The 23,669-nt window shown below is 63.7% G+C and carries 25 protein-coding genes; 17 read left to right on the top strand and 8 right to left on the bottom strand.

Features of this window, described 5'->3' with window-relative positions; genetic code table 11:
• Nucleotide 1: 1 nt before the first annotated feature.
• Nucleotides 2-433: an SRPBCC family protein gene (locus CYU59_RS16710; RefSeq protein WP_292991644.1), complete on the bottom strand. Its 432-nt coding sequence runs from the start codon at nt 431-433 to the stop codon at nt 2-4.
• An 85-nt stretch (nt 434-518) separates the two neighbouring features.
• Between CYU59_RS16710 and CYU59_RS16705 the strand changes: the two genes are divergently transcribed.
• From CYU59_RS16705 to CYU59_RS16680, 6 genes are all read left to right on the top strand, one after another.
• Nucleotides 519-1,415 (top strand): enoyl-CoA hydratase/isomerase family protein, encoded by an 897-nt coding sequence (locus CYU59_RS16705; protein WP_292991642.1) that lies wholly within the window; start codon nt 519-521, stop codon nt 1,413-1,415.
• A 91-nt stretch (nt 1,416-1,506) separates the two neighbouring features.
• Entirely contained in the window at nt 1,507-2,412 is a 906-nt protein-coding gene (locus tag CYU59_RS16700) for an SDR family NAD(P)-dependent oxidoreductase (RefSeq protein WP_292991640.1), read from the top strand.
• Nucleotides 2,413-2,430: 18 nt separating this feature from the next.
• On the top strand, nt 2,431-3,834 hold the full coding sequence (locus CYU59_RS16695) for an aromatic ring-hydroxylating dioxygenase subunit alpha (protein ID WP_292991637.1): 1,404 nt from the start codon (nt 2,431-2,433) through the stop codon (nt 3,832-3,834).
• Nucleotides 3,827-4,255 (top strand): OB-fold domain-containing protein, encoded by a 429-nt coding sequence (locus CYU59_RS16690; RefSeq protein ID WP_292991635.1) that lies wholly within the window; start codon nt 3,827-3,829, stop codon nt 4,253-4,255. The genes CYU59_RS16695 and CYU59_RS16690 overlap by 8 nt, the downstream gene beginning before the upstream one ends.
• Nucleotides 4,255-5,433, top strand: a complete 1,179-nt coding sequence (locus tag CYU59_RS16685) for a thiolase family protein (RefSeq protein ID WP_292991633.1) — start codon at nt 4,255-4,257, stop codon at nt 5,431-5,433. Before CYU59_RS16690 ends, CYU59_RS16685 begins: the two co-directional genes overlap by 1 nt.
• A gap of 30 nt (nt 5,434-5,463) precedes the next feature.
• Nucleotides 5,464-6,780 carry an amidohydrolase family protein gene (locus CYU59_RS16680; RefSeq protein WP_292991631.1) on the top strand — a complete coding sequence of 439 codons (1,317 nt, stop codon included), beginning with the start codon at nt 5,464-5,466 and terminating at the stop codon, nt 6,778-6,780.
• Between the two features lie 33 nt (nt 6,781-6,813).
• Here the strand turns inward: CYU59_RS16680 and CYU59_RS16675 are convergent, their stop codons facing one another.
• From CYU59_RS16675 to CYU59_RS16660, 4 genes are read right to left on the bottom strand one after another with little or no spacing between them, the layout of a single operon-like run.
• Complete coding sequence (locus CYU59_RS16675) at nt 6,814-7,092, bottom strand: cytochrome C oxidase subunit IV family protein (protein WP_292991629.1); 279 nt, start codon at nt 7,090-7,092, stop codon at nt 6,814-6,816.
• Between the two features lie 3 nt (nt 7,093-7,095).
• Nucleotides 7,096-7,707 carry a cytochrome c oxidase subunit 3 family protein gene (locus CYU59_RS16670; RefSeq protein WP_292991627.1) on the bottom strand — a complete coding sequence of 204 codons (612 nt, stop codon included), beginning with the start codon at nt 7,705-7,707 and terminating at the stop codon, nt 7,096-7,098.
• Complete coding sequence (locus CYU59_RS16665; RefSeq protein WP_292991625.1) at nt 7,704-8,504, bottom strand: hypothetical protein; 801 nt, start codon at nt 8,502-8,504, stop codon at nt 7,704-7,706. The genes CYU59_RS16670 and CYU59_RS16665 overlap by 4 nt, the downstream gene beginning before the upstream one ends.
• Nucleotides 8,501-9,205: a hypothetical protein gene (locus tag CYU59_RS16660; RefSeq protein WP_292991860.1), complete on the bottom strand. Its 705-nt coding sequence runs from the start codon at nt 9,203-9,205 to the stop codon at nt 8,501-8,503. Before CYU59_RS16660 ends, CYU59_RS16665 begins: the two co-directional genes overlap by 4 nt.
• 252 nt (nt 9,206-9,457) lie before the next feature.
• On the opposite strand from CYU59_RS16660, the gene CYU59_RS16655 reads away from it, so the two are divergent.
• The 6 genes from CYU59_RS16655 to CYU59_RS16630 all read left to right on the top strand — a co-directional run bounded on the left by CYU59_RS16655 (nt 9,458) and on the right by CYU59_RS16630 (nt 14,310).
• On the top strand, nt 9,458-10,000 hold the full coding sequence (locus tag CYU59_RS16655; protein ID WP_292991624.1) for a TetR/AcrR family transcriptional regulator: 543 nt from the start codon (nt 9,458-9,460) through the stop codon (nt 9,998-10,000).
• A gap of 270 nt (nt 10,001-10,270) precedes the next feature.
• A complete protein-coding gene (locus CYU59_RS16650; RefSeq protein WP_292991622.1) occupies nt 10,271-12,226 on the top strand; it encodes a serine/threonine-protein kinase in 1,956 nt (651 codons plus the stop codon).
• 228 nt (nt 12,227-12,454) lie between these two features.
• On the top strand, nt 12,455-12,865 hold the full coding sequence (locus CYU59_RS16645; protein WP_292991620.1) for a hypothetical protein: 411 nt from the start codon (nt 12,455-12,457) through the stop codon (nt 12,863-12,865).
• A 125-nt stretch (nt 12,866-12,990) separates the two neighbouring features.
• Nucleotides 12,991-13,440 carry a DUF5078 domain-containing protein gene (locus CYU59_RS16640; protein ID WP_292991858.1) on the top strand — a complete coding sequence of 150 codons (450 nt, stop codon included), beginning with the start codon at nt 12,991-12,993 and terminating at the stop codon, nt 13,438-13,440.
• A 116-nt stretch (nt 13,441-13,556) separates the two neighbouring features.
• Nucleotides 13,557-14,078 carry a G/U mismatch-specific DNA glycosylase gene (gene mug, locus CYU59_RS16635; RefSeq protein WP_292991618.1) on the top strand — a complete coding sequence of 174 codons (522 nt, stop codon included), beginning with the start codon at nt 13,557-13,559 and terminating at the stop codon, nt 14,076-14,078.
• Between the two features lie 7 nt (nt 14,079-14,085).
• Nucleotides 14,086-14,310, top strand: coding sequence for a hypothetical protein (locus CYU59_RS16630; RefSeq protein ID WP_292991616.1), 225 nt, complete (start codon nt 14,086-14,088; stop codon nt 14,308-14,310).
• A gap of 75 nt (nt 14,311-14,385) precedes the next feature.
• Here the strand turns inward: CYU59_RS16630 and CYU59_RS16625 are convergent, their stop codons facing one another.
• Nucleotides 14,386-15,039 carry a TetR family transcriptional regulator gene (locus CYU59_RS16625; protein WP_292991614.1) on the bottom strand — a complete coding sequence of 218 codons (654 nt, stop codon included), beginning with the start codon at nt 15,037-15,039 and terminating at the stop codon, nt 14,386-14,388.
• Nucleotides 15,040-15,185: 146 nt separating this feature from the next.
• Between CYU59_RS16625 and CYU59_RS16620 the strand changes: the two genes are divergently transcribed.
• The 5 genes from CYU59_RS16620 (at nt 15,186) to CYU59_RS16600 (ending at nt 21,776) form a co-directional block, all read left to right on the top strand.
• Nucleotides 15,186-16,052, top strand: coding sequence for an amidohydrolase family protein (locus tag CYU59_RS16620; protein ID WP_292991612.1), 867 nt, complete (start codon nt 15,186-15,188; stop codon nt 16,050-16,052).
• A gap of 3 nt (nt 16,053-16,055) precedes the next feature.
• Nucleotides 16,056-18,272: an acyl-CoA dehydrogenase gene (locus tag CYU59_RS16615; protein ID WP_292991610.1), complete on the top strand. Its 2,217-nt coding sequence runs from the start codon at nt 16,056-16,058 to the stop codon at nt 18,270-18,272.
• A 33-nt stretch (nt 18,273-18,305) separates the two neighbouring features.
• Nucleotides 18,306-19,499 (top strand): amidohydrolase family protein, encoded by a 1,194-nt coding sequence (locus tag CYU59_RS16610; protein WP_292991608.1) that lies wholly within the window; start codon nt 18,306-18,308, stop codon nt 19,497-19,499.
• Complete coding sequence (locus CYU59_RS16605) at nt 19,496-19,798, top strand: hypothetical protein (protein WP_292991606.1); 303 nt, start codon at nt 19,496-19,498, stop codon at nt 19,796-19,798. The genes CYU59_RS16610 and CYU59_RS16605 overlap by 4 nt, the downstream gene beginning before the upstream one ends.
• Before the next feature lie 199 nt (nt 19,799-19,997).
• Nucleotides 19,998-21,776: an NAD-binding protein gene (locus tag CYU59_RS16600; protein ID WP_292991604.1), complete on the top strand. Its 1,779-nt coding sequence runs from the start codon at nt 19,998-20,000 to the stop codon at nt 21,774-21,776.
• 6 nt (nt 21,777-21,782) lie between these two features.
• On the opposite strand, the gene glnA is transcribed toward CYU59_RS16600, so the two are convergent.
• Together glnA and CYU59_RS16590 are read right to left on the bottom strand one after the other, a co-directional pair.
• Complete coding sequence (glnA, locus tag CYU59_RS16595; RefSeq protein ID WP_292991602.1) at nt 21,783-23,219, bottom strand: type I glutamate--ammonia ligase; 1,437 nt, start codon at nt 23,217-23,219, stop codon at nt 21,783-21,785.
• Nucleotides 23,220-23,384: 165 nt separating this feature from the next.
• Nucleotides 23,385-23,639, bottom strand: a complete 255-nt coding sequence (locus tag CYU59_RS16590; protein ID WP_292991600.1) for a hypothetical protein — start codon at nt 23,637-23,639, stop codon at nt 23,385-23,387.
• Nucleotides 23,640-23,669 lie beyond the last annotated feature (30 nt).

Here is a 23,669-nt window from a genome sequence, read left to right as displayed (position 1 = left end):
GTCAGCTCCGCGTCGCGGCGGCGTCGGCCAGCCAGCCGGCCATCATCCCGTAGACGGCCTCGATGGCCTGGCGCGCCGCGTGGGCATCTGCATCGGTGGAGCCGCTCGGTTCGTAGTCCACCTTCCACGTCACCTCCGATCCGGACCCCGGCCCGCGCCCGACGCTGACGAGCGCCTCGAATCTGCTTACCGGCAGCGGATTGTCGGCTATCCGGTAGCCGAGTTCCCTGCGCTCGGGATCGAGACGTGTCAGCGTTTCGACCACCGGCTTTTCGCCACTGCCGTGAATCGACCTGCTCATACCGATGCCCTCACCAGCGATGTCGACCCGGCCCGCAACCGGAATCCAACTGACGTCCGCGAAGTCGGCCAGCACTGCCCAGACTTCGGCGGCCGACGCATCGACCTCCCTGGTGATCGCGATTTGTGGCATCGCCAGACTTTATCAGCTATTGAACACTTAATCGGATACTGTTCTTATGTACAGTCGGCTGCGCCGGCGATGAGAGGTGAGGTGTATGGGTGCCACGACAAGCGCCGACGACGAATTCCAGGTCGACGAAGACTGGGTTCGTTACGAGGTCGTCGAACCGCACGTCGCCACGATCACGATCAACCGGCCCGATCGCCGAAATGCCATCCTGTCTCCCGATATGCACGTCCTGTTCAAGGAGCGACTCGACCGTGCGGAGGCGGACGACGATGTGAAGGTCGTGGTGCTTGAGGGCGCCGGCGGTGATTTCTGCAGCGGTGACGACGTGCGCCGCCTACCGGTCGAGCAGGCGGGGCTGACCAAAGGCAAGCGACTGCCGCAGACGGCCAGGCTGGGCAATGCGCGGCGCTTGCACCGGCACTTGACCAACTGGCTCGAGTTCCCCAAGACCGTCATCGCCGCGTGCCAAGGCGCGACTCTGGGGGCCGGGATGAATCTCGCTCTCGCGGCCGACATCCTCGTCGTGTCCGACGACATGTATCTCGCCCGTCCGCAGGCTCGGATCGGGTTCGCCGGATTCTCGACGGCAATGCCTCTCGCACTGCTCAAGCTCGGTCCTAATCGCGGATACGAGGCGATGATCACAGGTCGCAAGGTGTCAGCCGCCGAGCTGAAGGACTGGGGTGTAGCCGCCTCCGTCGTCCCGGTGGAAGGACTGCACGACGAGGCGATGCGCTACGCGCGCGCGATCGCGCACCACTCGGCCGACGGTCTGATGATCGGTAAGCACGCGCTGATCACATTCTGGAACGCGGTCGGCATGGCTCAGTTCGCCGACTGGGTTCCGATGGGGCACAGCGTATTCACCAATATCTCCTGGCGCGACGACGAGTTCAACTTCATGAAGGAGCGCACCGCGCGTGGTGGGCGGGAGGCGATGGCAGAGCTCGAGCGCCGATACGCGGAGTGGGGTTTCGAGTGAGCCCACGTCGTGACGGAGGTGTCGGAACAGCTATACACAGTATGTATATCTGTTCGGTAAGCTGGATCGACGCCGCGAGTGAGGAGTAATGATGGGTGTTCTTGACGGCCGCACAGCACTGGTCACCGGTGCCGGACGCGGGATCGGCGCCGCCGTCGCCGCGGGTCTGGCGGCCGAGGGCGCCACGGTGATGGTGTCTGACGCCGGCGTCGACGTCGACGGTAGCGGCCGCGACGCTGGCCCCTCGGAGTCGGTGGCCGCGGCAATCAACGAGCATGGCGGCAAGGCATTCTCCGACACCACCGACATCACTGACTTCGCTGCCTGCAAGGATCTGATCGACCGTGCGGCGGCTACGCTCGGCGGTTTCGACATCATGGTGAACGCCGCCGGCATCCTGCGCGACGGCATGGTTTTCAAGATGAGCGAGCAGGACTTCGACTCAGTCATCGCCGTGCATCTTAAGGGCACCTTCAACCTCACTCGGCACGCCGCCGCTTGGTGGCGGGAGAACCGTGGCGGGCAATACCGTCTGATCAACTTCACCTCGATGTCCGGCTTGCAGGGTGCGCCGAGCCAACCCAACTACGCGGCCGCAAAGATGGGCATTGTCGGCCTGACGTTCTCCTGTGCGAACGCACTCAAGGGGTATGGGGTGCGCTCCAACGCCATCGCGCCGATCGCCGGCACGCGGATGACGCAGGGCATCAAGGGTGGCGGGAGTATGGACTACTCGCCGGAGAACAAGCGGCTCTCTCCGGAAAACGTCGTGCCGCCCGTGGTGTACCTCGCCAGCAATCAGTCCGAGTGGCTCAACCGCCGGGTCATCTTTGCCGGCAACGGCCGAATCAGCTTGATGTCGAACCCCGTCGTGGAGCGCGAGATTGTCTCCGCGTCGGGCACCTGGGACATTGCAACGGCTTTCGCCGAGATCGAGACGTCGTTCAAGGAGGCGGTGTTGTATCCCAACATCTTCGACAAGCCGCCCGCCGGCTGAGCACCCGAGGCGTAGACGATGACCGCGATCGAACCCGAGACGAACGGCAAGGTGCCGCCGCGGTACGCGTGCGGCGAGACCTTCGTGCCTAAAACCCGTTACGTCGATCCTGAATTTCTCCGCCTCGAGCTCGAACGGCTGTTCACCGCCGTGTGGCAGCCCGCTTGCCGTGAAGAGGAGATCCCCGAGGCGGGAAGCTATTACGAGTACGTCATCGGCAGGCAGTCGATCATGGTGGTACGGCAGAAGGATGCCGGTATCAAGGCTTTCTACAACTCCTGTACCCACCGCGGCATGAAAGTCGTGCGGGGGGCCGGGTGTGCCGATGACGGTGACCTCCGGTGCGAATTCCACGGCTGGCGCTATGCGTTCGACGGCCGCTCGTCGTTCGTTCCGTCTCGCGACGAGTTCCTCAATCGTCCGCGCGAGCAGTGGTCGTTGCGTCCGGTGTCGGTGGGAACGTGGGGTGGTTGGGTTTTCATCAGCATGGCCGAGAATCCGCCTGACCTGTTGGAATGGCTCGACCCCCTCCCTACCGCGCTGGCACCTTTCCGGTTGCAGGACATGAGGTTTCGGTGGCGCAAGCGAACCAACCTGGACGCCAACTACAAGACAGTGATCGACGCGTTCATCGAGGGTTACCACACGCCCGGCACGCATCCGCAGACGCTGCGTCCTGCGCAAGGGCCGCGTCCCTCAACGGAACCCGCACCACCGCAGGAATTCGTCTACGCGCCCTACACCCCGACCATCCCTTACCGGAACCACTCGCGATTCGTCTACACGGCGCGGCCTGACAGCGGCGATCGGGACAGTGCGCGCCAGGAGCAGGCCGCGCGACCCGAGGTGTTCGCCAACTCCATGCAGTACAACTACCTCGAGGTCGGCTCGCTCGTCACCGAGCGTGATTACCGCGCCGCTCAGCAACTTGCCACCATGGAGCCCACCGAAATTCCGCCGTTCGTGCTCTACCACCGGATGTGTGAGGAATTGGCACTCGCCGAGGGTGTCGACTACCCGGCGATGACGATCGAGGAGTACTTCGCGGGCAATGGTGACTGGCACGTCTTCCCGACGTTGGTGATCCTTGTCGAGAAGTCCTGCATCCTGGGCTATCGAATGCTTCCGGACGCCGAGGACCCGAATCGCTGTGTGTTCGAGATGTTTTCACTGGAACATTTCGCGCCAGGCGGGATTCCCGAAACAACGTGGCTGGAAGTGGAGCGCTGGCAGGACCACGACGGCTGGGGCGAGCTGCCGACCCAGGATCTGCAGAACATCGCCGCCATCCACGCGGGTATGCACTCGCGCGGTTTCGAAGGGCTCTGGCTGAACACTGCCCAGGAGATGTCGATCCGCAACGAGCACGCGATAGCCGACCGGTTCATCTTCGGCGTCGACGACGACAACGGCCATGCCTGAGGCTTCGGCTGGTGGACGCCCGTTGCCGGCACTCACGACGGGTAATCGGCCGTACTGGACGTCCGGGGCCGACGGGGTGTGGCGGCTGCAACGCTGCCCCGATTGCCAACGGCTGATCCATCCGCCGACGCTGCGCTGCCAGTACGACCAGGCCGTCCCGGAGTGGGTTGACTTGTCGGGTCGCGGCACCGTCGAGTCCTGGACGGTCAATCATCATCCGTTCTACCCCGGAATTCCCACGCCCTACGTGATCGCCTTCGTGAATCCGGTCGAAGACGAACATGTTCGGGTGCTGACGAATCTCGTCGACGTCGACATCGCCCAGATCTTTCGGGGCATGCCGGTACGCGTCACGTTCGAGGCCGGCGATGACGGTGGCGATGAGCTGGTCTATCTACCGATGTTCACCCCGGAGCTTTGATGGCCGGCCGGTTGACAGACGATGTCATCATCAGCGGAGTCGGCCAGTCCGACATCGGACGTCGGCTCGGCCGGGATCCGGTAGAGCTGACCGTCGATGCGTGTGTCGCTGCAGTCGCCGATGCGGGGTTGACGTTGGCCGACATCGACGGACTGACGACCTATCCGGGCGCGTCCATGGCGGGCAAGGGGTTCTCTGGGGCGGGTCTGCGAGAAATCCACGACGCGTTGGGTATTCGGCCCAACTGGGTGGCCGGCGGGGTCGAGTACCCCGGCCAACTCGGCGCTGTCGTCGATGCGATGCTCGCCGTGGCGGGCGGACTGGCCAACCACGTGCTGTGCTGGCGCAGCATCTGGGAAGGCACCGCACAGGGAGCGGATCGGCGGCGGGGTTACGGTGTGCCAGCCGGTGCGCGGGCAACAGGTCAACTCGGCTGGCAGCTGCCCTACGGCGCGTCGGCGGCGAACCTCGCGGCGCTCCAGATCCGTTCCCGTATGGAACGTTTCGGGCTGACCCGCGAGCAGCTTGCTCAGGTGGCCATTGTCACCCGGGCGCACGCCAAACTCAATCCCAAGGCGATCTACTCCGACCCCCTCGACCTCGACGGTTATCTCGGGGCGCGCATGGTGTCAGAGCCGTTGTGCATGTATGACTGCGACATCGCGTGTGACGGAGCGACCGCATTTGTGGTGTCCCGGGCGGAACACGCTGCTGAACTGGACCATCCGGCTGTCGTCGTCGAAGCGCTGGATTGCGCCCATCACGACCGGTTCCTGTGGGAGGGCGGACAAGACATCGCCCGGCTCAATTCGCGGTGGTCGACAATCTGGGATCGCACCGACTTCACACCCGGTGACGTGGATTACGCCTCGCTGTACGACGGCTTCAGCGTCTTCGTGCTCTGCTTCCTCGAGGACTTCGGCTTCTGCGAATTCGGCGAATCGGGGGAGTGGGTGGCTGATCCGGCGCGCTTCTCGCTCGGCGGCCGGCTGCCGATCAACACCGCGGGTGGTCAACTCTCCGGAGGTCGCCTGCACGGCTTCGGTCACCTGCACGAAGCCTGTGTCCAGGTGCGCGGTGAGGGTGGAGACCGGCAAGTCGCCGATGCCGAACTCGCCGCCTGCGGAGTCGGCGGCGCCAACAGCGGTACGACGATGATGTTGTTGCGCCGCAATTGAACTGGTCGTCTCACGAAAAGGAGTCTGATTATGCTCGATCCGTCGCATCTGGTGTTGATCAGCGTTGACGACCACACCGTCGAGCCGCCAGACATGTTTGCCAATCGGGTGCCGGCAAGGTACGCGGATGACGCCCCACGGATCGTCGAGGAGTCCGACGGCTCCGTCGCCTGGGTGTATGACGGCATGAAGCTACCCAATATCGGGCTGAACGCCGTCGCGGGTCGTCCGAACGACGAGTGGGGATTCGAACCGTCACGATTCGAGGACATGCGGCGGGGTTGCTATGACGTGGACGCGCGTGTCGACGACATGAACGCCTGCGGGGTGCTGGCCTCCGTTTGCTTTCCTTCCTTCCCAACTATCTCGGGTGCGCTGTTCACCTTTCGCGGTGATCGCGAGGTCTCGGGAGTGATGGTCAAGGCCTACAACGATTGGCACATCGAAGACTGGTGTGGCGCCCACCCCGACCGTTTCATTCCGATGGGGATTCTCCCGCTGTGGGATCCCCGACAGGCTGCAGTAGAGGTCCGCCGATTGGCATCGCTGGGGTGCCGGGCCGTCACCGTGCCTCAGCACATCGCCAACTACGGACAGCCGCCGTGGCAGGACACCCATTGGGATGTGTTGTGGGAGGCCATCTGCGAGAACAACACCGTGGTCAACATTCACATCGGGACCGGAGGCGGATTGCCTGTCCCGTCAGATCAGACCAGCTATCTTGCGTACAACTCGATGCTGGCGCTCGACACCGGCAGGTTCACCGCGGATCTGTTGTTCTCCCGGGTCGTCAAAGAATTTCCAACCGTCAAGTTCGCCCTGTCGGAGGGTGGTATCGGATGGATTCCGTTCCTGCTGGAGCGTTTTGAAGACGTCTACAGCCGTCAGCGGGCCTGGACGGGCGACGACTTGGGGAGTGGTCTGACTCCGACAGATGTATTTCGGAGAAACTTTCTTTCCTGCTTCATTCGGGATCGCGTCGGCATCGAGAATCGGCACCGCATCGGAGTCGAGACCATCTGTTGGGAGATGGACTACCCGCATTCGGATTCGAGCTGGCCAGACGCCCCCGAACAACTCGCTGCAGAACTCGACGGCTGTTCGGACGAAGAGGTGGAGGCGATCTCCTGGCGTAACGCGGCGAAAGCCTTCAGCTACAAGGGTGTCGAGCGACTGGGTCGGGAGAATTGCACCGTATCGGCCCTGCGGCGTCAGGTCGCCGACAAGGACCTGTCGACGCCCAAGGTCGACGTCGAGCGCATCCCGAAGCCGGGCGCGCAGGCCATCACCTACGGAGAGATGAAGGCCCGGATGGCGACGATCATGACGGGCGGAAGATCGACGTAATCGGTGTAACCGATGGCCGACACGGCCACGTCTTCAGCGACCGGCGAAGTAGACGCCCAGCAGCAACGCGAACAGCACCAGCACCCATCCGCCCGCGGTGGCCCTGAGCCACGCCGGTGCACGTCGGACCTCCATGAAATGACTGATCACCAGCGAGGTTTTCACTGCCGCGATCAACAGCACGGTCACGGTCACCGAGGTGTTGAGTTGGTGCGCCGCACCACCGTCGCGGGCGACCAACCACGACACCAGGGTGACGGTGGTGAGCAGCGCCCAGACCACGGTCAGCGGGTTGCGGATCAGCGACGTCATCGTCTACCTCATCAAGTAGAGCAGGGCGAACAAGACCAGCCACAAGACGTCGACCATGTGCCAGTAGGTGGCACCGGTCTCGATCAACGAGATCTTCGGCCTCGCAGATGTTTTCAAGTTGCGGATGACAAATCCCAGGATGACCAGACCGAGCAGCACGTGGCAGAGATGCATACCGGTCATCACGAAGTAGTACATGAAGAACAAATTCTTACCCGGAGTCAGACCTTCGCTGATTTCGGGGATCCACTCGAACAGCTTGAGCAGCGGGAAGGCGGCACCGAATACAACGGCAACACCGAAGCGCCGCAATGCATCCGCGGTGTCTCCAGCCCGCGCCGCCGTCACACCGAGCGCGACGAACAGCGAGCTGGTCAGCAGCATGACGGTGTTGATGGCACCGATGTCCAGGTTGAGTTGCGCTTGGCTTTGCAGGAACTGCTCGTGATTCTGGCGCCGGTAGAACATGTACACGACGAAATAGACGCCGAAGATGAGCAGGTCGCCGATGACGAAAAACCACATGCTCGACTCGCCGGGTACATGACCGGCTACCTCGGCATCCGACCCCGAAGGATCGATGCCGATGGGCGATTCCTCGGCAACGTTGGTCATGCGATTGCTCGAGCCTCGGATATCGGGCCCGTCAGATCCTTTGCAGCGTTGTCGAGTTCGGACTCCGGCTGGTTCTTGATGGCCCGGAAGATGCAGAAGTAGACGATCATCTGCCAGGAGACGTAGAGCGCCATGGCGAACCAGAAGGTCATGATGCCGTTCCACGCGAACGGCCCGGATTTGGCGATCCACACCGGAGCAGCCATCAACTCGGTGACGTACTGCCAGACGGTGTAATAGCCCAACCACTTGGGCAGGACATTGTTCTCGTCGAGGATGATCGCCAGCCCGAACGCCATCCACATGACGCAGAAGCAGCCCAGCGACCCGATGAACGCCAGATAGCCGAAGTCGTAGAGCATCGCCTGGACCGCCGGCCGATAACCTTGCCGGAAGGCGCCGAGGCCGAAGCAGAACATCGGGAACAGCATGCCGACAATGGCTCCGGTGATGGCGCCGGTCATGAACGAGTAGCGGAACACGGGGCTGACCGACATCCGCTTGATCTGGGTGAGGTACACAGCATTCGACACCGGCGCCAAACCGTAAGACAGAGTGAGGATCGTGCACGCGACGAGCAAGTTGTGCGAGTGCATGAAGTCGAGAATGTGCGGCGTGGAGGCGCTCGGGGAGCGTGGCGGCATCATCCAGCTCAGCGGCACGAAGACCAGCCCGAACACGCTGAAGAAGAACGGCACGGTCCAAAAGGCGATCCACTGATCGAGCTTCGGATTCTCGCGCCACGACCGGGTGTGCCCGGCGGTGGTCGCGGGTTCGGTGGCGACGCCGCTGCTCATGCCAACACCACCTGCTCGTCACCCTGGCGGTTCACGGCCCGCAGGAGGACCGCGAACATCACCACGATGTAGACCGCAAAAGTGGTCAGCCGCAGGGTAAATGAGAGACCGCCATTCCAGGCCAGCGGTCCGCTCTTGCAGAGTATGGAGAAGGCGCTCGGCGCGAGCAGTGCCACCGTCGCGACGTTGAAGTGTGCCGCCCAGCGTGGAAACACCGGGTCGGCTCGTCTGTCGAGATAGACGCTGAGCGCGAAGCAGAGGTTCTGCACCATGATCGTGCCCACCGGTGCGATGAAGAAGAACCACGCCATGTCATTGAGCAGGCTGATCAGTTGCGGGTCGCGGTCCGGCCTGAAAGCGGCCATGCCCCAGCAGTAGTCGGCGAGTATGAAGCCGGTGGTTCCGACGCCGACGCAGATGATGTAGGCGTAGGTCAGCACGGTGCTGGAGGTGGCGACGCGGGAAATCTGCACGGCCGTCACCGCGAAAAGTGGCACGAGGGAGCAGGCGATCAAGTTGCACAGAATCGCCACGCCAAGTATCCCGGTCGTATTGCTCCTGAAGAACGCCGCGACCTGCTCGGGCGTCAACATCGGTGACAGCGGTGGCGAGAAGACCGGAAACAGAACGTAGGCGAGAGCGAACAGCGCGACAGCCGGCGGTGCGGTCCACAGCAGGATGCGTTGACCTCGAGTGTTCATCGACAACGCTCCTGCCTCGCGCCCTGTTGCAGTCGGCCCACGACGCGCCTGACAAAGACCGGCGCAAGTGCCTCCAGATGTATCACGCTCGCTGACAAATGACAACGAAATACGCGCTTTGCAACTTGTAATCGCATCCAGGGGGTCAATATCGTTGACATCTGTCGGTGAACGCGTTCGCTGCTGCACAATGACAGGGTGCGGGAGAGTGTGACGAGCCGGGAGGCGCAGCGCCGAAAAACGCGGGCGCGGGTGCTCGACGCCGCGATCGTGGAGTTCCAGCGCGCGGGCACGGGCTCGGCCGACATCAACGCGATCGTGGAAGCCGCCGGGGTCGCGCGGAGCACGTTCTACTTCCACTTTCCCAGCAAGGAACACGTACTGCTGGAGTTGATCGGCCGCGACGAGGATTATCTCGCGGAGAAACTGAGTCGATTTTTGGACGTGCGTCGCGACATCGCGGCAGTCCTGCACGAGATAATCCGGCTGGTCGTCGAGCTTGAAAACCAGTGGGGCGCAGCTCTGTTCCGCGACGTCATCAGCTTGTATTTTTCGCCGGCACGTCCAGAGGACGACAAGTGGACCAAGCATCCGACGTTCGTCTTGCTTGCGGCCGAGATCGAGCGTTCACGGGTACGCGGCGTGTTGTACGACGACGTGGACGCCTATCACAGCGCTGCGTTCTTTTTGTTGGGCCTCTACGCCTTGTTGACCAGCGCTCGCGAGACAGGTGCCGAGCGCGACGAGGTGCTGGCAAAATTCGTCAAGAGCACGCTCCGCAGCCTGCAGCGTTAGGGCTCGCCGATCCGGCCGAATGAGCCGGGCGGGAAAAGCTTTTCGGCCGGGCGGCGGTGAGGCTCATATCGACTTCAAATAAATCTCACTTGGCCTCCATCGCTGCACGTGAAGCGGCATGCGTAGGCCTCGTGCCGAGTTTGCTCCCAGTCGCCGACAACGCCGCCGCGGTGGAAGCGACGGCCGGAATTCACGACACCCTGATGGGAGCGCTGACAAGGGTTAAGGTGATGCAGCTGAGCAGTTGCTGAGCAGTCGCTGGGAGGTTCGGTGGAGGGTAGGCCATTCGGGCGCTACACGTTGCAGACGTTGCTGGGCCGCGGCGGCATGGGTGAGGTCTGGCGGGCTCACGACACCGCAACCAACCGGGTTGTCGCCCTGAAGCTGTTGCCTTCGCACCTGGCCGATGACAGCGTCTTTCAGGAAAGATTCCGGCGCGAGGCGCAGTTGGCCGCCGGTCTGTACGAACCCCACATCGTGCCGATCCACAACTTCGGCGAGATCGACGGTCGTCTCTACGTGGATATGCGTCTGATCGAGGGGCGCGACCTGGAGGCGCTGCTGAGCCAGGGCCCGTTGGAGCCGGCCCGCGCCGTCAAGATCATCGAGCAGGTGGCGTCGGCGTTACAAGCGGCGCATGCGGCCGGGCTCGTCCACCGCGACGTGAAGCCATCCAACGTCCTGGTGACCAATTCCGACTTCGCCTACTTGATCGACTTCGGAATTGCCCGAACGATCGGCGAGACGGGGCTGACCGCAACCGGGTCGGCAATCGGCACCTGGGCGTACATGGCGCCCGAACGATTCGGCGCGGGCCGGCCGGATGCGCGCTCGGACGTCTACGCGCTGACATGTGTTCTGCACCAGACTCTTACCGGCGAACGACCGTTCCCGGGGGACAGCGTGGAGCAGCAGGTGGCCGGTCACTTGTCGACCCCGCCGCCGCGGCCCTCGGCCGTCCAGACCACCCTGCCCCAAGCGATCGACGACGTCATCGCCCGCGGGATGGCCAAGGACCCCGACCAGCGATACTCCACAGCCGTGGAACTGAGCTCGGCCGCACACACGGCTATCTCGCGTCACGCCTCGCCACCCCCGCACGCCGCAGAATTCGGATCGAGGGCGACCGCCGTGGCGAGCATGACACCGCCACCCCCGCGGTTCGACAACTCGTGGGGTGGACCGGCGGGCGATGCGACGCAGTACCGCACGCCGGGATACACCACACCCGCCGGACCGCCGCACGCACAAGGACTGATGTCACCAGAACCCAAGCGCAGCAAGATCGCTCAGCCGCGCATCATCGCGCTGATAGCGGTGGTCGTCGTCGCGCTGGTGGCCGGAGTGCTGTGGGTGACTCTGGGCCACGTCAGCGGTTCGGCGGACAAGGCCAAGGCGCGGCCGCCGGCGCCTCTCCCACCGGCCGGCCCGACGTTCGACGGCGTCTTCACGGCGAAGTTCGGCGCACGAACGACTTTTCTGGGTAAACCCAAAGACGGTGATACACCGGACCAAACCTGGGTGGTGCGGTCCGCCTGCCACGGAAAACGTTGCGTTGCAACGGCGTCGATGGTGGGCGCCGGCGGCTACACTTCGGCTCTGATCTTCGACTATGTCGACGGCGGGTGGTTGGCCGTGGCCGAGGGTGACTCCGCGACCGACTGCAAAGGGAGCGAGCCGAGCCCCCGCTGGGTGGTGTTCTCGGTGAAGGGCAAATCCGACCGATTCACCGGCACCTACAGCACGGTTGGCGAGTCGGGATGCGGGCGCCGGGCGCCGGTCACCTTCACCCGGACCGGTGCTGCCGATCGAGGTCTGGTCGCCGATCCAGTTCCGCAGCCGCCGAGGGTGGTGTCGCCCGCGGCGGCTTTGAACGGCCACTACCACGCGGAATCGACCAACCCGGCGAGTAAACCGGAGGATTACGTGGCCGTAACCGATTGTCTCCGAGACGGCAGCCGTTGCCTTTCCTCGTTCACCGACACCGCAGACGGTTCGTCCCGCCAATTCCTGTTCGCCGATGGCAAGTGGACCAGGCACTCGATCAGGGACACCAAGTGCAAGAACGGCAGCCCGCAGCACAACGAGTGGTCCATCCAAGGGGCGATGCCGCAACCGCCGCAGGATCCGATCAGCGTCTGGAAGCTCGCGGAGCACGTCGACATCTCCGGCGGCTGCACCAACACCCACGACTACGAGACGACTTTCACCCGCACCGGCGATTGACGGTGGCGTGTGGCGGCGCCGACACCGCCAGGCCCGGGAATGCGGTTCTCCTAGGGTGAATTCGGCGCTCGACTCGTTCTGTCGGGCCACCCGACATGCCAGGCACCTAAACGGCAGGTGAACAGTGCCAACGCCCAGGAATCCGAGCGACGGCGCCGCCCGGGTTGGGTTATTCTCCGCCTGAAGAGCTCGCCGATCGCGGCGATCGTAGGTGCACAGGGAGCCATTGTGACCGCAGTCGAAACCGCCATCACGCACACAGTGACCGATCACAAGCTCCACCTCGTGATCGACGCTGTGGAGGCGAATCCGCCGGCACCCGGTCGGGCGGTCGACGTGACCCTCTACCTCGCCTCGGCCAGCGTCAGCGGCAGCATCGAGCCGTGCTGGTACTACGACCAGAAGGTGCTGCACTACCTCCAGACCGTCGGAATCGACCACCGGCGTCCGGGGTCCACCAGCAATGGCGGAGACTCCCAGAAAGCCGACGGCACCTGCCGATCCCACGACTACGTTCACCTGTCGAAGGTCGCCTACCGGCAGCCCGACGGCGAGGTCGCCAGACATGACGAGCTTCGCGTGCGCCTGGACGAGATCATCGCGTGGACATTCGGCCGCGCAGAACACAAGGGCGCCTGACGTCCAGACCGTCTCAAAGGGCGTCACGGCGGCTCGATTCCGCCGTTCGGAAATAATTCATCTCGGCCCGCAGTTGTGGCTCCAAGCATCGTCACGTTGACAGCCATGGAGGGTCGGTGGTGCAGATGGTTCGTCGGGTTGCAACCTGGTTGCCACTATCAGCCGTTGTCGCAACGCTATTCGCTGCGCCGGCCGTGGCGGACTCGACAGAGGATTTCCCAATACCCCACCGCATCATCGCTACCACTTGTGACGCCGAGCAGTATCTGGCCGGTGCTCGCGACACGAGCCCGGTGTATTTCGACCGCTACATGGTCGACAAGAGCCACCGTCCAGCGGATGTGCAGCAGGCCGCGGTCGATCGAATCCACTGGTTTTTCTCGCTCGACCCGGCCGGGAGGCGGCAGTACTCCGAGAACACCGCTACCAACGTCTATTACGAACAAGTCGCCACTCATTGGGGCAACTGGGCCAAGATTTTCTTCCACAACAAGGGCGTGGTCGCCAAGGCGACTGACGTGTGCATGGACTACCCGCGCGGCGATATGTCGGTGTGGGACTGGGTCGAGCGTTAGCCGCGCTGATGGCCGACGCGATCTTCTGATGCACCCGGCTCGCACTCGGGCCGCGGTCATAGCAGCTCGAAATGCCCACCGCGGCAACATGTCCGATGCTAAACAAGCGCACGTCCGTGGATGAGTTCGAGCCGGACATCCTGGCCGATGGACTCGATGTGGTCTTCTGCGGTCTGAATCTCGCCGCCAGCGCGGTCCACGACGGCTACAACTTCTCGCACCGCAACAACCGTTTCTGGCCGGTGCTGCACCTGGCCGGCTTCACCGATGTTCGCCTTCAGCCCGCCGATCAGCATCGGCTACTCGACTACGGGTGCGGGGTCACTGCGGTGGTCAGGCGACCCACGCGGGCGGCCAGTGAGGTCTCGCCCGCTGAGTTCCGAAGCGCGCAACCCGAATTCGAGGCGAAGATTCGCTGCTACGCGCCGCGGGCGATCGCTTTCCTGGGCAAGCGAGCGCTGGCTTGCATGCTCGGCACATCGGATGTCGCCTGGGGTCGCTATCAGCCGGGCTTCGCCGGAACCCAAGCATGGGTGCTGCCAAATCCGAGCGGTTTGAACATCGGGTTCTCGCTCGACCAACTCGTCGACGCATACAGCGAGCTGCGTCAGGCGCTTCCGTCGCCCGGGTATCCTTGACGACGACATGAGAAGACGAGCCGCCTTCCTCCCGGTAGCCGTGACGGTGGTCGTCGTCGTGTCGGTGGTGTGGGCCTGGTACAACTCCGGCCACAAGAAGCTCGAGCGCTGCGTCAAAGCCCAATCGGATCATTTCTACTCGACCACCGAGGGCCAGGAACTGCATCGTCACGGAACGGATCCGCCGACCGAACTGTTCGTTCTGGAGTGCAATCAGCTCGGCATCAAGTGAGGCACGGTCCCGGCCGAGCCTCGGCAAGGTAAGGCTGACAGAGCCGCGACGCCGGCCGGCGCGGTGATCCGGCAGTTACCGATCGGCAAGCAGCACGCGTGCGACCCACTCCACCCGGCCCAGCGACTCCTCCAACGTCATCATGCCCGCCAGCACCGCGGCGAGTGAACTGCTCAATACGGCGTTGAGCCCGAAGGTGATGTTCGGAACATCGTCGGGTGCAACACCTTCCAGCAGCCTGTTGAACAGCTCCGTGTTGGTGCGGTTCATGTGGTCGATCGTCGTGACGGCCTGGCGATCGACCGACGTCGTCATCTGGAACATCAGCGCGGTCATGTTGGGGTTCCGGTGAAACGCTCGCTGGGCGCGCCGCAGGTAGTCGAGCACGCCGGGCAGTGGGTCCTGTTGTTCGGGGGCGCCGGCGCGTGAGGCGAGAATGCGGCGGGTCAGTCGCTTCTGCCAATCCTCGAGTGCTGCGGCGAGTAGATAGTCCTTGGAGTTGAAATAGCGGTAGAGGGTGGCCAGTGCCACGCCGGATCGCTTGGACACGTCGCGCATCTGTACAGCGTCGGCGCCGACGTCCGCGATGAGATCGATGACGGCTTCGATGATCTTGGCTCGCCGTAGCAGTTGACGGCTGTTCATGTCTGTCAAGGCGAGGACGGCGGTCTCGGGCCGCGCGGCAGGAATGTTCATGGCCCCGACCTCCTGCTCGTACAGAGAGAACATGTTTCTCATCAGATCCGCACTGCTGAAGAGTGCGGCAATATTATCCCAGCTAGAGCTGTTTTGCCATCTTGACTTTAGTAGAACCGTGTTTCAATATTGGTTCCGCACAGTGTGCCCGCGGTAAGTCAGTGCGATCGGAGGACTCCATGCCCGGACCGGTGGGTCTGCCCGTGATCGACACGATGATCGGGTTCCCGCACGAGGGTTCCGCCCAGTACGACTTCATCCGGAAGCAGACCAAAGACCGCGAATCCAAAGAGGACTTCGAGTTCCCGGTCGAGTACATGTTCAAAGACGTCCCGCAAGGCCTTCCGACGGACGACCCGGTGTCGCTGTTGCTTCAGCAGATGGACCGATTCGGCATCGAAAAGGCCATGATCGGGGTCGGCGAAGATTCTGCGCAGCTGGCGCTGAAGACCTTCCCGGATCGCTTCGTACCCTCGGGTGCGCTGGTCGACCCCAACGACGTCATGGGTTCGGTGAACGCGATCCGTCGCGACTACGAGCAGTTCGGTATTCGCGCGACGTCGGTGTTCCCCGCCGGAACCTTTCCCCAGGTGCCCATCGACGACCCGAAGATGTATCCCATTTACGCGACCTGCGTCGAGCTGGGTCTCCCGATCTTCGTGTGCGCAGGAATCCCCGGTCCGCGTGTCCCTTTCGCGTGCCAGGACGTCTCACGCATCGACGTGGTGATGTTCGACTTTCCTGACTTGGTGTTCGTCACCCGCCACGGTTGCGAGCCGTGGGAGGACCTCGCCGTCAAGCTCATGCTGAAATGGCCCAACCTCTATTACTCGACGTCGGCGTTCGCGCCCAAGTACTACCCGAAGGCCATCATCGACTACGCGAATACCCGTGGCGCCGACAAGATCCTCTACGCCGGATACTTTCCGATGGGACTCTCCCTGGAGCGGATCTTCCGCGACCTGCCCAATGTCCCGCTGAAGGACGACGTCTGGCCGAAATTCCTGTACGGCAACGCAGCCCGGATCCTCGGGCTCGAGGGCTGATCGATGACCCTGGCTATCACCGTCGAGCAGGAGCAACTCGTCGACGCCGTGAGCCGTTTCGCCGCGCGCCGCGCGCCGATCGACGCGACCCGAGCCGCCTTCGGCTCCATCTCGGCCGGCGAGATCCCCTCGTGGTGGCAGGAATTCGTCGACAACGGCTTCCACGCGGTGCACCTGCCGGGACACGTCGGTGGCCAGGACGGCACGCTGGCCGACACCGCCTGCGTCGTCGAGGCGGCTGCGGCAGCCCTGCTGCCCGGTCCGGTGCTGAGCACGATCACGGCAAGTGCCGTGGCGAATCTCGCCGATGCATCGGTCAAGCCGCTGCTGGCAGAGCTCGCCGCGGGAGCGACGGCGGTCGTCGTGCTGCCCGAAGACTGCGACGTCCGCGCTGTGGGCGAAGGAGGTTCGTGGCGGCTGGACGGTGCGTCGGAATCGGTGTTGGGAGTCTGTGCAGCGCAACGTATTCTGCTGCCCGCTCAGGCCGCTGACGGTAGCCGACGATGGTTCGTGGTCACGCCGGGTAATGGTGTGACAGTCACAGCGCAGCAAGGCACCGATCTGTGCACGGACGTGGGCGTCGTCGAGCTCGCCGACCACGTCGTGCCCGACAGTGCCGAAATATCCGGGATCCCAGGGGAGCGGGCTCGCTGCGTGGTGGTGGCCCTGGCTGCGTGCGCAGCCGCTGGGGCGGTGCGCCGCTGCTCCTCGGATGCGATCGAATACATCCGCACGCGTGAGCAATTCGGCCGACCGGTCGGCTCATTTCAGGCGCTTCAGCACAAAGCGGCCGTGCTGCTGGTGAACGCCGAGCTGTCGGCATCGGCCGCCTGGGACGCGGTCCGTGCTGACGGCGACGTCATCGAGCAACAACGCCTCGCGGCGGCCTCGGCCGCCGTTGTGGCGGTGGGTGCAGCGCCCGGCTTGGTACTCGACGCCATGCTGATGTTCGGGGCGATCGGCTATACCTGGGAGCACGACACCCATCTGTACTGGCGCCGCGCCACCAGCCTGGCGGCGTCGCTGGGCCCGGTCACCCGTTGGGCTCGGGAGGCGGGAGAGCTGGCGTGCACCCAAAAACGTTCCACCACAATCAACCTGGGCGACATCGAGTCGGACTTTCGCGCGAAGGTGGCGACCACGCTGGACGAGGCACTCGGTCTAGCCAATGATCCCTATTCAGGCGACGTCAGGACACCCGGACTCGCCGTCGGGGCGCAGCGCGACCTGCTCGCACGACGTGGACTGGTGGCGCCGAATCTGCCCGCGCCGTGGGGTGTTGACGCCTCGGCCGTGCAGCAGGTGATCATCGCCGACGAATTCGGCAAGCGGCCTGACTTGGTCCGGCCGTCGCTCGGCATCGCGGAATGGATCCTGCCGACGATTCTGCACAGCGGCTCCGATCTGCAGCGTGAGCGATTCGCGTGGCCGATCGTGCGCGGTGTGCAGCCCTGGTGCCAGCTGTTCAGTGAACCCGGCGCCGGATCAGATCTGGCGTCGCTGTCCACCCGGGCCACCAGAGTCGACGGCGGATGGCTGATCAACGGGCACAAGATCTGGACGTCGATGGCGCATCAGGCCGAGTTCGGAGCTCTGCTGGCGCGAACGGATCCCGCGGCCAAGAAGCACCGAGGCATCGGTTACTTCCTGATCGACATGGCGTCACCGGGGATCGAGGTCTCGCCGATCAAACAGGCCAGTGGACGCTTCGAGTTCAACGAGGTGTTCTTCTCCGACGTGTTCGTGCCCGACGACATGCTCGTGGGTGACCCCGACGACGGGTGGAGCCTGGCGGTGGCGACGATGGCGGTCGAACGCACGGCCATCGGAAACTACGTCAGCATCGATCGTGCCGAAGTGCTTCGCGCAGTTGCTGAGACGGTCGGGCCAGACCAGGACGCCGCGCTGCTGGCACTGGGCGACGTCGAGTCCTACAGCACGGCGATCAAAGCTCTGGTGCTTCGCGAAACCCTCCGGCTGGTCGAGGGGCAGGGGCCCGGCCCGACTTCCAGCATCGCCAAGTACGCGATGGTCATGCAGTTGCGCCGTGCGTGGACCGCGACACTGAGTCTGACCGGCCGCGCTGCGATGTTGGAAAAGTCCGAACCGGCCGTCGTCCAGCCGTATTTCGATACGCCGGCCGAACTCATCGGCGGTGGTACGCCCGAAATTCAGCTGACTGTCATTGCATCGATGGTTCTCGGCTTGCCACGCAACTGATACCTACGTCGCACAGAAAGGACACTCTCCGCGATGACGAACCAACTTCCCTTTCAGTTCTTCGACTGCGACAACCACTATTACGAGGCCCTCGACGCGTTCACCCGCCACATCGACCGGCAGTTCAAAAAGCGGGCGATCCAGTGGGCCGAGCTCGATGGCAGGCAACGTCTTCTCGTAGGCGGCAGGGTCAACAGGTTCATTCCGAACCCGACGTTCGACCCGGTCGGTAAGCCCGGTGCCCTCGACGAGTACTTCCGGGGCCGCAACCCGAGAGGTGCTGATCTGAATGCACTTTTCGGTGATCTGGAGCCGATACCCCTGGCGTATCGAGACCGCGACGCGCGACTGGCATTGATGGACGAGCAGGGGATGGCGGGCTGCATCCTCCTGCCGACCCTCGGGGTCGGGATGGAACAGGCGCTGCTGCCGGACCTGGACGCGACGGTCGCGACATTTCGCGCCTTCAACCGCTGGATGGAAGAGGATTGGGGATTCGCCTACCGGGAAAGGATTTTCGCTGCGCCGTACATCACCCTGTGCAAGCCGGACGAAGCGGTCCGCGAACTCGAGTGGGCGCTGGAACACGACGCGCGCTTTGTCGTCATGATCCCCGGGCCGATCACGACCGCTGTCGGAATGCGCCCGCCCGGCGACCCGATGTTCGACGAATTCTGGCAACTGGTCAACGATTCCGGCATCACGCTGTGCTACCACTCGGGTGAGACGTACTACTCGAAATTCATGCCGGCGTGGGGTGAATCGGACTACATGATGTCCTTTCAGGCGCTTCTCGGCTTTCGTAGCTTGTTCTCCGGCAACGCGCTGCAGGACACTTTCGCCAACCATCTGCACAACGGGCTGTTCCTACGCTTCCCGAATTTGCGGATGGCTTCGATCGAGAGCGGCTCGGACTGGGTGTTCCATCTCTTCGAGAAGCTGACCAAGTCCTACGGTCAGATTCCGCAGATCTATCAGGAAGATCCGCGCGAAACCTTCAAACGACACGTGTGGGTGTCGCCGTTCTACGAAGACGAACTCGCCAGCCTGCTGCGGCTGCTGGGCGAGAAGCAGATAATCATGGGTTCGGATTTCCCCCACGTCGAAGGCCTCGCCGACCCCGCGGCCTACATCAAGGACCTGGAGAATTTCGACTACACACCGCAGCAGTGCCGATCTGTCATGCGTGACAACGGGCTCGAGCTTTCGATCCGTCGACCGGTGTGACCCGCAAGGTCGGCAAGCCGAATCTGGTGGCCATGCTGCTCGAAGTCGGCGAGGAGAATGCGGCGGTGTTGCTGGCGCGCTCTGAACTGCCGGACGAGATCGACCTGTACCGCGACGCGGACTCCTTGATCGAGTTCGGGCTGGATCGCGACCAACTCGACGAGGTGGCCCGGCTCACGGTCAGTGCAGGCGGCGATGACGACGATAGTGGGCGTCGGCGACGTGACGAGATGGAGCAGACGGTGTCGCGACGATGCTCCGATCTCGTCGATCAATGGTTGGCTCACGACACAACCTGAACTGCCGTGCGAAGCGATCTCATCCGGGCCTGCTACACACTGACTATTTCTCCGGCGTGACGAACCCGAGTCGAATGCGTTTCCTTTACGAGCGCGCCTGTGCCGCAGTCGAGTTGGTGGTGTTCCAGGTGGCGCTTTCCGTCGCCGTAGCCGATAGTCATAGAGGTCAGACGATCTCAGCGTAGGTGGTTGCCGCAGCATGGGCGAAATTTTCCAGTTCCACCGCGAGATCATCGTCTGCGGTGACGACGCCCTGGCTAACACGATCATCGACGAGCTCCGCGGTGCCGGTGCCCGGATCATCCGGATCACGTCCGCGGACGATCTGCTGGGTGCCGGTGTGCACCGCGCACGCGCCGTCGTCTGTGCCGGACCCAATGATGCGGTCAATCTCGAAATCGCGCTGCTCGCAAGAAGATATAGCCCCAACGTGCGCGTGGTCGCGCGTATTGCCGACAACGTGCTGCGTGACGCGGTCGACGCGGTCAGTGGCCCGGGTGCCATTTTGAATGTCGCCGATCTCGCCGCACCGTCCATCGTCGAGGCGGTGCTGTCGCGTAACGCGCACCAATTCGAGACCGCGGGAATGGAGTTCGTTGTCTGGGGGTCGGAGGCGCGGAAGTCGGGAACGCTGCGCGACATCTACGGGGACTTGGCGCCGGTGGCGGTGGTGCACGGCAAGAACGCACCGGTACCCGGCGACATCGTGCCGTGCCCGGGGCGCGATCAGAAGGTCTACCCGGGTGACTGGACTTCGATGATCGGCGTCAAGGACGAACTCGAGGCTCGCGGAATCACGGTGCCGCCCTCGACGGCAACGCGCGCGAGCCAGTCCCGGGTGCGGCACGCCGTCGACGCGGTGCGCGCCATGCGTGAGGATGCCAACCCACTGCTCTTCCCGTCGTTCATCTTCACCCTGGTGCTCATGTTCGGTGCCACGGCGTTGGTCCGCTTCACCTACGTGCATCCGAAGATGTCGTGGCTCGACGCTTTGTATTTCACCTCTGAGACCATCACCAGCGTCGGCTTCGGTGACTTCAGCTTCGCGGCGCAGTCCTCGGTGCTGAGGTTGTTCGCCATCGGGTTGATGTTCGGCGGTGTCATGATCACCGCCGTGCTGGTGGCCATCGTCGCCGACCTGCTGTTGTCGCGCCGCTTCGTGCACACCGCCGGCCTGCGGCGGGCGCGGCGAATGCGCGACCACGTCGTCGTCGTCGGCATGGGCGCGACCGGAATTCGCGTCGTCAGGGACCTGACCGTGGCCGGCTACGACGTCGTCGTCATCGAGCAGGACGAAAGCAACCGCTTTCTGTCCACGTTGGCCGACCTGGATGTGCCGGTCATCTTCGGAGACTCGACAATGCGCCAGACGCTGGAGGCCGCGCGCGTCGACCGCTGCCGCGGCGTGGCGGTGATGACCCAGGACGACATGGAGAACATCCGCACCGGCATCGTGTTGTTGGAGATCCTGGGTCCCGACACCACGCAGCCGATCGTGCTGCGCGTGCAGGGCCGTGCGCTCAGCGCCGCGGTGAATCAGCAGTTCGGCTTCGAAAACGTTCGTTCGATCGTGGACCTGGCGGCCCCGTGGTTCATCGGCGCCGCGATGGGCCTGAAGGTGTTGGGCACGTTCTGGGTTGGGCAGCGGTCCTTCATGATCGGCGCGATGCTGGTGGCCGAGGGCAGCGAGCTCGACGGGCTGCGGATGGTCGACATGTCGACGCAGACCCGCGTCATCGCGATCACTCGGACGGAAGGGCCGGTGAGCCTACGGCCGCGGCGTAACTCGCAGCTGCGGGCGGGCGACACCGTCTATCTCATCGGCCCGTATCGCGAGCTGATCGCGACGCTGCGCAAGGGGCAGCCGCCACCGTTGACGACGATCAGCGGTGAGGCGGCGTTGGCGCTCGCCGCGGCGCGTGGGCCGCAGCGGCCTGAAGCGCGCCGGCCGCGGTGGGCGCCTGATCCGGTCGAATGATGGCTGTCAGACGTCGTAGTAGAGCGCGAATTCATACGGCGTCGGATGCAGGTTGTAGGGTGCCAACTCGTACTCGCGCTTGTAGTTGATCCATGTCGCGATCAGGTCAGGGGTGAAAACGCTTCCTTCGGTGAGGTATTCGTGGTCCTCCTCGAGCCTGTCGATCACCGCGGACAGCTGGGTGGGAGCCTGCGGAATCTCGTCCGCTTCCTCGGGCGGTAGCTCGTAGAGGTCCTTGTCGACCGGGGGAGGCGGTTCGATCTTGTTCTTGATGCCATCGAGGCCGGCCATCAGCATGGCCGCGAACGACAGATACGGGTTGCCCGACGCGTCGGGACATCGGAACTCCAGCCGCTTGGCCTTGGGGTTGGAGCCGGTGATTGGAATCCGGACGCAAGCCGACCGGTTGCGCTGGCTGTAGACCAGATTGATCGGCGCCTCGTAGCCGGGCACCAGGCGCTTGTAGGAGTTGACCGTCGGATTGGTGAAGGCCAGTAGCGACGGCGCGTGATACAGCAGTCCGCCGATGTAGTGGCGGGCCATATCGGACAGCCCTGCGTAGCCGGCGTCGTCGTAGAACAGCGGGACGCCGTCCTTCCACAGCGACTGGTGTGAGTGCATGCCCGAGCCGTTGTCGCCGAACAGCGGCTTGGGCATGAAGGTGACGGATTTGCCTGCCTGCCAAGCTGTTTGCTTGACGATGTACTTGAACATCTGATGATCGTCCGCCGCGTGCAGCAGCGTGTTGAACTTGTAGTTGATCTCGGCCTGGCCGCCGCTGCCCACCTCGTGGTGGCCCTTCTCCAGGTGAAAACCCGCGTTGGTCAGATGGGTGAGCATCACGTCGCGCAGGTCTACATAGTGGTCGGTGGGGGCCACCGGGAAGTAGCCACCCTTCGGGCGGACCTTGTAGCCGAGATTCGGGCTGCCGTCCGATTCGTTCTCCACCCCGGTGTTCCACCACCCCGACGCCGCATTGACCTTGTAGAAGGACTCATTGGTGTGCGAGGCGAAGCTGACCGAGTCGAAGATGTAGAACTCCGCCTCCGGTCCGAAATAGGCGGTGTCGGCGATGCCCGAGCTGATCAGGTAGTTCTCCGCTTTGCGGGCGACGTTGCGCGGGTCGCGCGAATACAGCTCCAGCGTGAACGGGTCGTGCACCGAGAAATTCACGATCAGGGTTCGGGCGGTGCGGAACGGGTCGATGGTCGCGGTTTCGGGGTCGGGGAGCAGCAGCATGTCGGATTCGTGGATCGACTGAAAGCCGCGAATGGACGAGCCGTCGAATGCCAGGCCTTCCTCGAAAACGTTCTGGTCGAAGGCGTAGATCGGAATGGTGAAGTGCTGCATGGTGCCCGGCAGGTCGCAGAAGCGCACGTCGACGTATTCGATGCGTTCGTCTTTGGCGAGTTTGAAAATGTCGTCGGGCGTCCGGTCGGACACGCAAGTACCCCTTTGCTCGGCTGAGCCGCGCCTCTGCAGCGTGCCATCATTCACGCACGCCGCAGCCGTGTCCGCATCCCGGGCGGGGAGTTGCTAGCAGTGCAGGGCCCGCGGAGCGCCGACTACGGCATCCAGCTGTGGTTGGGGGTGACGAAGGCGGGTGGTCTAGCCGCCGTAGGTCGGGCCCTGAACGCCGTTGGTCCAGGTCGTGGTCTTGTTGCCGATGGTGCAGCTTTCCTGCAACTGGGCGTCTTGCCCGAAGTGCGCGCTCACCTGGCTCTGGGTGTACTGACCACCGGATTTCTTGCAGGAGTCCTCGATGTCGGTCTGCGCCTGAGCCAACGGCGCGGCCAGGATCATCGCCACCGCTGGGGCGGCGAAAGCGGCGACAGGAAGGGCGTGGAAGACCGGGCGTTTCATGTTTCTCCGTAGCTCTCGGGATGCCAGCCA

Origin of the sequence: Mycobacterium sp., assembly GCF_002863225.1 — a bacterium.
Taxonomy (GTDB): Bacteria; Actinomycetota; Actinomycetes; order Mycobacteriales; family Mycobacteriaceae; genus Mycobacterium.
The sequence above is the reverse complement of the archived record's forward strand: the minus strand, read 5'-3'. Positions and strand labels throughout refer to the sequence as shown.

Excerpts from the sequence above, each read along its gene's own strand:
- CYU59_RS16710 (WP_292991644.1), bottom strand. The coding sequence starts at position 433 with ATGCCACAAATCGCGATCACCAGGGAGGTCGATGCGTCGGCCGCCGAA.
- CYU59_RS16705 (WP_292991642.1), top strand. The coding sequence starts at position 519 with ATGGGTGCCACGACAAGCGCCGACGACGAATTCCAGGTCGACGAAGAC.
- CYU59_RS16700 (WP_292991640.1), top strand. The coding sequence starts at position 1,507 with ATGGGTGTTCTTGACGGCCGCACAGCACTGGTCACCGGTGCCGGACGC.
- CYU59_RS16695 (WP_292991637.1), top strand. The coding sequence starts at position 2,431 with ATGACCGCGATCGAACCCGAGACGAACGGCAAGGTGCCGCCGCGGTAC.
- CYU59_RS16690 (WP_292991635.1), top strand. The coding sequence starts at position 3,827 with ATGCCTGAGGCTTCGGCTGGTGGACGCCCGTTGCCGGCACTCACGACG.
- CYU59_RS16685 (WP_292991633.1), top strand. The coding sequence starts at position 4,255 with ATGGCCGGCCGGTTGACAGACGATGTCATCATCAGCGGAGTCGGCCAG.
- CYU59_RS16680 (WP_292991631.1), top strand. The coding sequence starts at position 5,464 with ATGCTCGATCCGTCGCATCTGGTGTTGATCAGCGTTGACGACCACACC.
- CYU59_RS16675 (WP_292991629.1), bottom strand. The coding sequence starts at position 7,092 with ATGACGTCGCTGATCCGCAACCCGCTGACCGTGGTCTGGGCGCTGCTC.
- CYU59_RS16670 (WP_292991627.1), bottom strand. The coding sequence starts at position 7,707 with ATGACCAACGTTGCCGAGGAATCGCCCATCGGCATCGATCCTTCGGGG.
- CYU59_RS16665 (WP_292991625.1), bottom strand. The coding sequence starts at position 8,504 with ATGAGCAGCGGCGTCGCCACCGAACCCGCGACCACCGCCGGGCACACC.
- CYU59_RS16660 (WP_292991860.1), bottom strand. The coding sequence starts at position 9,205 with ATGAACACTCGAGGTCAACGCATCCTGCTGTGGACCGCACCGCCGGCT.
- CYU59_RS16640 (WP_292991858.1), top strand. The coding sequence starts at position 12,991 with ATGGTTCGTCGGGTTGCAACCTGGTTGCCACTATCAGCCGTTGTCGCA.
- CYU59_RS16630 (WP_292991616.1), top strand. The coding sequence starts at position 14,086 with ATGAGAAGACGAGCCGCCTTCCTCCCGGTAGCCGTGACGGTGGTCGTC.
- CYU59_RS16625 (WP_292991614.1), bottom strand. The coding sequence starts at position 15,039 with ATGTTCTCTCTGTACGAGCAGGAGGTCGGGGCCATGAACATTCCTGCC.
- CYU59_RS16620 (WP_292991612.1), top strand. The coding sequence starts at position 15,186 with ATGCCCGGACCGGTGGGTCTGCCCGTGATCGACACGATGATCGGGTTC.
- CYU59_RS16615 (WP_292991610.1), top strand. The coding sequence starts at position 16,056 with ATGACCCTGGCTATCACCGTCGAGCAGGAGCAACTCGTCGACGCCGTG.
- CYU59_RS16610 (WP_292991608.1), top strand. The coding sequence starts at position 18,306 with ATGACGAACCAACTTCCCTTTCAGTTCTTCGACTGCGACAACCACTAT.
- CYU59_RS16600 (WP_292991604.1), top strand. The coding sequence starts at position 19,998 with ATGGGCGAAATTTTCCAGTTCCACCGCGAGATCATCGTCTGCGGTGAC.
- CYU59_RS16590 (WP_292991600.1), bottom strand. The coding sequence starts at position 23,639 with ATGAAACGCCCGGTCTTCCACGCCCTTCCTGTCGCCGCTTTCGCCGCC.